Below are 6,489 nucleotides of genomic sequence, written 5' to 3' on the forward strand. Positions count from 1 at the left end.
CCACCCCTGTCCAGTTTTAGCATAGCACTCGAATTATCTGCGGTATTTCCATCCTGCCCTTCCCCTGGGAGGCCCGAAAACTGCATCGTATACCATCCATCGCTGTGCATCTTTTTCCGACCAGCGTCTAGGTATCAAGCCTTCACTGTCCGGGTTGCTGCTGGCCTCCATCTGAGCTGGTTCAGCAATCTTTTTCTTCACATGTGCCTTTGCCTTGTCAGGCATCTTTCTCTCCGGCAGCGGCGTTTTTATCTCTGGAACTGTTTTTACGCGGGCGGGCTCATATTCACGTTTTGGAGCCGGAGCTGTTTCAGGCTCAGATACGTTCCTTCTCTTAACAGGCTCAGGATCTTGAACAGGCGCTTCATTTTGAGAGGACTCATCCTGGGCTTTCCGGCCGATGGAACTATCCGGAGACGTTGTATCAGGAGAAGTGTTATCTTCCTCTCCATTTCCCTCAGGCGTGCTCTGTCCCCATGTTTCAAGGATCTTTTTCCTGAGCGCCTTGTAATCATAATCCTCATCCGGTGTCCCCAGGCCGTCCTCTGCACCGGAAGATCCGTGCTTGAAGTAGCTTACATGGACGGTATGATCTATATGGCTTTCTCCTTCCCTCTTCCTGAAAGAGCCCAGACTGGATGAATTTCCATTTTCTAAGAACACCGCGGACAGTCGCGCAAAAGGGTACCGCCGGATCAGCCAGACCATTATGGCGAGGATGCACATTAGCTCAATCAAGTATTCATTCACTTGCAGTGTACCTCCTTATAATGGCAGAATCAGTTTTTCTTCTCACTGCTGCCTGCAATATTTTCTCTCATTTCAGTATCGGCCACAATGTTCTTCATATTGTAATAATCCATGACTCCAAGATTTCCGGCTCTAAGAGCATCGGCAAGTGCAAGCGGCACCTTTGCCTGCGCTTCTACGACCTTTGCCTGCATTTCCTGCGTATACGCACGCATTTCCTGCTCTTTGGCAACTGCCATCGCTCTTCTTTCCTCTGCTCTTGCCTGTGCAATCTGCTTGTCAGCTTCAGCCTGATCAGTCTGGAGCTGTGCGCCGATATTTCTTCCGACATCCACATCAGCTATATCAATGGAGAGAATTTCAAAAGCCGTGCCGGAGTCGAGGCCTTTTCCAAGCACTGTCCTGGATATATGATCCGGATTCTCAAGAACGTCGGTATGCTTTTCAGAAGAGCCTACCGTTGTAACGATGCCTTCACCGACACGGGCAATAATCGTTGCTTCACCTGCACCGCCGACGAGACGATCGATATTGGCACGAACAGTGACCCTTGCTCTTACCTTAAGTTCGATGCCATTTTTTGCAACAGCAGAAATCGTCGGTGTTTCAATGACCTTCGGATTAACGCTCATCTGCACGGCTTCCAGTACATTTCTGCCGGCAAGATCGATAGCTGCTGCCTGTTCAAAGGACAAAGCAATCTGTGCTCTGTGTGCTGCAATCAATGCATCCACCACATTATCAACATTACCGCCAGCCAGATAATGAGCTTCCAGCTGATTGCTGTTTAAGGACAATCCCGCCTTGATTCCTTTGATCAAGGGAAGAACTATCATCCTTGGCTCAACGCGGCGGATCCGCATCCCTACCAAATTAAACAGGGATATATTTACATCGGCAGCCAGGGCAGAAATCCACAGCCCGACCGGGACGAAATGCAAGAAGATGGAACCGGCCAGCACAGCCAGAATTAAAACTCCCACAGGGAAAACGAAAGGATCCATAAGTACCTCCTAATGGAATACAAGCAAGGCCAGCCTTGCTATGCTTTTCTTACAATCAAGTAATTGTTTTCAACTTTCACTACACGGACTTCGCAATTCTTCTCAATGAACCCGTTCTCGGAAATTGCATCTTTAATATCCCCGTCAATTGAAATTTTTCCGGTGGGCCTCAATGTTGAGACGCTGATCCCGGACTTTCCTTCAAATGAGCTGAGGTCCTTTGAGGAAGATAAGTAACCTTCTTTATTCGTCTGTCTGGCATGAAGTGTAATCTTCTGCCAGATGTGGTTGTCGGGAAGGTATTTGAAAAGGAAATAAGCCCCGACACAGGAAGCCAGTACTGCAAACAGAAGGATATAAAGAGCCGTCATGTTTCCGCCAAAAGTAAAAAAGAGACCTGCCATAACTGCGATGAAACCGGCGCCTATGAATATGCCCGTATACATCACGAGAATATCCAGAATAATCAATGCGATGCCGCCGAAATAAAGCGCAAATTCAAGAGACTGCCCGCCTTCATAGTACCAGTTCGTTCCTATGAGGATAAGGCCCGCCAGAATGGCTATAAGGCTTCCTCCGGAAAAACCTGCCGTCTTTATCTCGATCACGATGGATAAAATGATGATGATTGAAAATAAAGTATCCACAACTGGATCTTTAATAATCGACGCCGCCACTCCTCCATCACTGGCAAGAACCGTGCAGGGAAGCATGAATGCAGAGATAAAAAAAGCAAGAAGAACTTTAAGATTTTTCAACTCAAATCACCTCCTCTTAAGATTAATTATACATAAAAATCAATATGGTAACTAGGCCTGCCGCGATTTCATTTACACATTCACGAAAAATTCCTCAGCGGAACCAGTCAGGAGAACAAAAAAATCAGCCGAAGATTGCATCCCGCTGATTTTTCTGCTCTTTTACTTTTTATTTGCCAGAATTCTTTCTCTGACCAATAACTTTGACCCCGTTCATATATGGAACCAATGCATCCGGTACTCTGATTGTTCCATCAGCCTGCTGATAGTTTTCCATAATGGCAACTACAGTACGTCCGACAGCCAGTCCGGAACCATTCAATGTATGAACAAATTCAGGTTTTTCTCCGGTCTTTCTGCGGAATCTGATATTAGCGCGTCTGGCCTGGAAATCCAGACAGTTGGAGCAGGAGGAGATTTCCCTGTACTTATTCTGCGCTGGCATCCAGACTTCGATATCGTAAGTCTTAGCCGAGGAGAATCCAATGTCTCCCGTGCACAGGCAGACGACATGATACGGCAATTTTAAGAGCTGCAGGATCTTCTCAGCTTCTTTTGTCAGGGATTCCAGTTCGTCCCAGCTGTCTTCCGGTTTGCAGTATTTAACCATTTCCACTTTATGGAACTGATGCTGTCTGATCAGGCCGCGTGTATCCTTGCCTGCTGATCCTGCTTCCTTTCTGAAGCATGGTGTCAGTGCTGTAAAATGCACCGGAAGTTTATCTCCATCGATGATTTCTCCAGCAAAGAAGTTGGTCAGCGGAACTTCAGCGGTCGGTGTCATGTACATGTTTTCGCCTTCGACTTTGTACATGTCATCAGCAAATTTAGGAAGCTGGCCAGTTCCCTGCATGGAGTTTCCGTTGATGATGTATGGAGGAATGACTTCGATGAAATCATTTTCCTGTGTGTGGACATCCAGCATGAAATTATAAACAGCTCTTTCAAGACGTGCAGCACCATCCAGATAGAAATAGAAGCGAGCTCCGGAAACCTTTCCTGCTCTTTCAGAATCCAGGATTCCAAGGGTATCGCCTAATTCATAATGGGCTTTAACAGGGAAATCAAAGGTCGGGATTTCTCCCCAGCGTCTGACTTCCGGATTTTCAGAATCATCTTTGCCCACAGGAACAGACTTATCGGCCATATTAGGAATATGAAGCAGCAGTTCCTTCAGTTCAGCTTCAATAGATGCCAGTTCGCTGTCAATGGCAGAAATCTTTTTTCCTACTTCGCGCATATCCTCAATATCCTTGGAAGCATCCCTGCCTTCCTTTTTTGCCTGGGCAATCATCTTGGATGCAGCGTTTTTCTGGCTCTTCAATACTTCTGTCTGCTGAAGCAGTTCTCTTCTCTTCTGATCCAGATCAAGAACGTGATCCAAATCGAAGGGATTATGTCTATTAACCAGGTTTTCCTTTACTTCCTCAGCATGCTCCCTAATGAACTTCATATCCAACATAGTTAACACTCTCCAATGCAATAAAATTTTAAATTGGCATATACGGCAAATGATGATCAAATAAAAAAACTTCATCCCAACATGGGACGAAGTTCATCGCGGTACCACCCAATTTGCATAAAAGCCAGCTCATGGTTTTTATCGGTCACCAGCCGTCCGATTCATCACCGGCCACTCCGAAGTGGAAGCTTCTTTCTCCGCCCTGACTCACACCAGCCGCCAGGTCTCTGATCAGCATCAAAAGAAACCATTCTTCATCATCATGTCATATTTGATATTTATTATATTCCTTAAGAACTTATTTGTAAATAGAACCAAATGTTCAATAAGCGAAACGATTAATCATGAATCAGGTCATACCAGGCATCAGCAAGGGCTGCATATTCTTCAAGCGAGAATGTTTCCCCTCTTCTTGAGCCATCGATCCCCGTCACCTCGAAAATCTTCCTGCTGATTTCATTAGGTATGCCGCCAAACTTAACGGCATTCGTAAAGACCTTTCTTCTCTGCGCAAATCCCATCTTGATCAAGCTGAAGAGAAGCTTGCTGTCTTTGACGGAAACGGCAGGCTCGCTTCTTCTTCTGAGCCTTAAGACAGTGGAAGTAACCTGAGGACGCGGGATGAATGCTGTCGGAGGGATATCCAGGACCCTCTCCGCCGTGCAGTAATACTGTACAGCCAGTGTAAGCGCACCATAGTCCTTTGTTCCCGGATCTGCCAGAATCCTGTCGGCTACTTCTTTTTGCATCATAAATACAAAAAGGGAAATGGGAAGATCTGAATGAATCAGAGATAAGAGTATAGGCGTTGTTATGTAGTACGGAAGATTTGCCGCACAGTGCCATTCTTTATCCCCTAAAATTCCCTTGAGATCAGCCTTCAGAACATCCTCATAAATAATTGTGACATTCTTATATTTTTCCAGTGTCGAATCAAGGACACGTTTCAAACTCTGATCCACTTCAAAGGCAATGACGTCAGATCCTCTTTCTGCCAAAGCCTGTGTAAGCGTACCAATGCCTGCACCTATTTCCATAACAGAAACGTCCGGTGTTATTTCAGCCGCATCCGCTATAGCAGCTACAATATCCGGGCGGACGAGAAAATTCTGTCCCAATCTATGCTTTGCGTGAATCCCGAAACGATTTATGACATACTGAACCACTTTCCGGTCAGCTAAGTTTGCATCTAGCATGAACTCTCCTTCTGGCACACCTGCAAAGCATTTTCCCACTCTTCACGTGTAACACCATAATGATTTAATCTTTTTAAAAACTGCTTTGCGTTGCCATACCCTATACCAAGAACAGCACCAACTGCTTCCCTTTTTGCTGAAGAATCGGCTTTTCCGATAAGTCCGCCCTTAAATAAGTCTTCTTCTGAGAACAAGCGGGAGTCTTCCAGACTGCTGATACGGAGTTTGTACAATGCTTTCCTGATCGATTCAGGAGAAGCATCCTCGATTCCCACATCATCCTTTGTGGATGCTTCATCTTTTGGTACAAAAGCATTCAATGCCTTTGGAAAGAGCTTAATCAAACGTTTCCTTATTCTTTCCCCGGGGCCATCCGGATCCGTCAGGATAATAATTCCCCGCTTTTCATAAGCCAGGCGGATCCTCTCAATTACCTCCGGACGAAGCGTAAAACCTTCTGTTGCAATCATGTCCGCATCTACAGCCATGCTTACTCTTGCTATATCTGATTTTCCTTCAACTACGATTACTTGTTTTATCATATCAATCTCTTGCTACATAGCCGATTCCGCGAACGGTATGTATGTACTTCTTTCCTATCTTTTCATCAATCTTGCTGCGCAGGTACCTGATGTAAACATCAACAATATTTGTCTTCCCTGCATAACCATAGCCCCAGACCTTTTCCAGTATTTCTTCTCTCTTCAGGACTCTGTTCTTATTCTTTGCCAAAAACAGAAGCAAATCAAATTCTTTCTTTGTCAGATCCACTGCTTCCCCGGCAACGCGGACTTCATGACGATCCGGGTAAATGGAAAGATCGCCGATAGTAAAGGACGGATCCGTTACAACTTTTGGCTCTTCATGGCGTCTTAAGGCAGAACGGATTCTTGCAACCAGTTCTTTCGTTGCATATGGCTTTGTAATATAATCATCTGCCCCTGCATTCAAAACAGCGACTTTAGTATCAACGCTGCTGTCTGAAGACAAGTATATGATCGGTATGGAACTGATTTCGCGAACTTTGCCAAGAAGTTCCATTCCGTTTCTTGGCGCTGAATCCGGATCAAGCAGAATAATATCGACCTGGCGCTGGCCTGCCAGATCTACAGCAGAATCCCCGGTATTATCAGTCAGGCAGTTGAACCCTTCTTCCAGTTTTAACTGCATGAACCGGCTCACACCTGCATCTGGTTCAAGAATCAATACACAGTTTCTCATTTTAGGTTCCTCCAAATAACAAAAAAGCCGAGAGACATCTTCGCAGCGGGACTGATTCATCCCGGTTATTATTAGTAGTTATTATTATTTTTATTTTC

At 45.4% G+C, this 6,489-nt stretch carries 7 protein-coding genes; all 7 read right to left on the reverse strand.

Translation table 11 applies throughout. The features are described from left to right. Positions 1-33 precede the first annotated feature (33 nt). Positions 34-750: a hypothetical protein gene (locus tag M3200_RS03795; RefSeq protein WP_022382211.1), complete on the reverse strand. Its 717-nt coding sequence runs from the start codon at positions 748-750 to the stop codon at positions 34-36. 29 nt (positions 751-779) lie between these two features. Then, complete coding sequence (gene floA / locus M3200_RS03800; RefSeq protein ID WP_022382212.1) at positions 780-1,754, reverse strand: flotillin-like protein FloA; 975 nt, start codon at positions 1,752-1,754, stop codon at positions 780-782. Positions 1,755-1,792: 38 nt separating this feature from the next. Beyond that, positions 1,793-2,512 carry an NfeD family protein gene (locus M3200_RS03805; RefSeq protein WP_022382213.1) on the reverse strand — a complete coding sequence of 240 codons (720 nt, stop codon included), beginning with the start codon at positions 2,510-2,512 and terminating at the stop codon, positions 1,793-1,795. Positions 2,513-2,681: 169 nt separating this feature from the next. After that, a complete protein-coding gene (gene serS, locus M3200_RS03810; protein WP_022382214.1) occupies positions 2,682-3,974 on the reverse strand; it encodes a serine--tRNA ligase in 1,293 nt (430 codons plus the stop codon). 338 nt (positions 3,975-4,312) lie between these two features. Then, positions 4,313-5,170 carry a 16S rRNA (adenine(1518)-N(6)/adenine(1519)-N(6))-dimethyltransferase RsmA gene (gene rsmA / locus M3200_RS03815; RefSeq protein WP_022382215.1) on the reverse strand — a complete coding sequence of 286 codons (858 nt, stop codon included), beginning with the start codon at positions 5,168-5,170 and terminating at the stop codon, positions 4,313-4,315. Next, positions 5,164-5,712, reverse strand: coding sequence for a ribonuclease M5 (rnmV, locus tag M3200_RS03820; RefSeq protein WP_288178127.1), 549 nt, complete (start codon positions 5,710-5,712; stop codon positions 5,164-5,166). The genes rsmA and rnmV overlap by 7 nt, the downstream gene beginning before the upstream one ends. Before the next feature lies 1 nt (position 5,713). After that, entirely contained in the window at positions 5,714-6,391 is a 678-nt protein-coding gene (locus M3200_RS03825; protein WP_022382217.1) for a response regulator transcription factor, read from the reverse strand. Positions 6,392-6,489 lie beyond the last annotated feature (98 nt).

The sequence above is a fragment of the Dialister sp. CAG:357 genome (assembly GCF_000435155.1).
In the GTDB taxonomy this organism is placed as follows: domain Bacteria; phylum Bacillota; class Negativicutes; order Veillonellales; family Dialisteraceae; genus Dialister; species Dialister hominis.

Bases quoted from the DNA above. Each gene is read 5' to 3' on its own strand.
- floA (WP_022382212.1), bottom strand. From the start codon at position 1,754: ATGGATCCTTTCGTTTTCCCTGTGGGAGTTTTAATTCTGGCTGTGCTG.
- serS (WP_022382214.1), bottom strand. From the start codon at position 3,974: ATGTTGGATATGAAGTTCATTAGGGAGCATGCTGAGGAAGTAAAGGAA.
- rsmA (WP_022382215.1), bottom strand. From the start codon at position 5,170: ATGCTAGATGCAAACTTAGCTGACCGGAAAGTGGTTCAGTATGTCATA.
- rnmV (WP_288178127.1), bottom strand. From the start codon at position 5,712: ATGATAAAACAAGTAATCGTAGTTGAAGGAAAATCAGATATAGCAAGA.
- M3200_RS03825 (WP_022382217.1), bottom strand. From the start codon at position 6,391: ATGAGAAACTGTGTATTGATTCTTGAACCAGATGCAGGTGTGAGCCGG.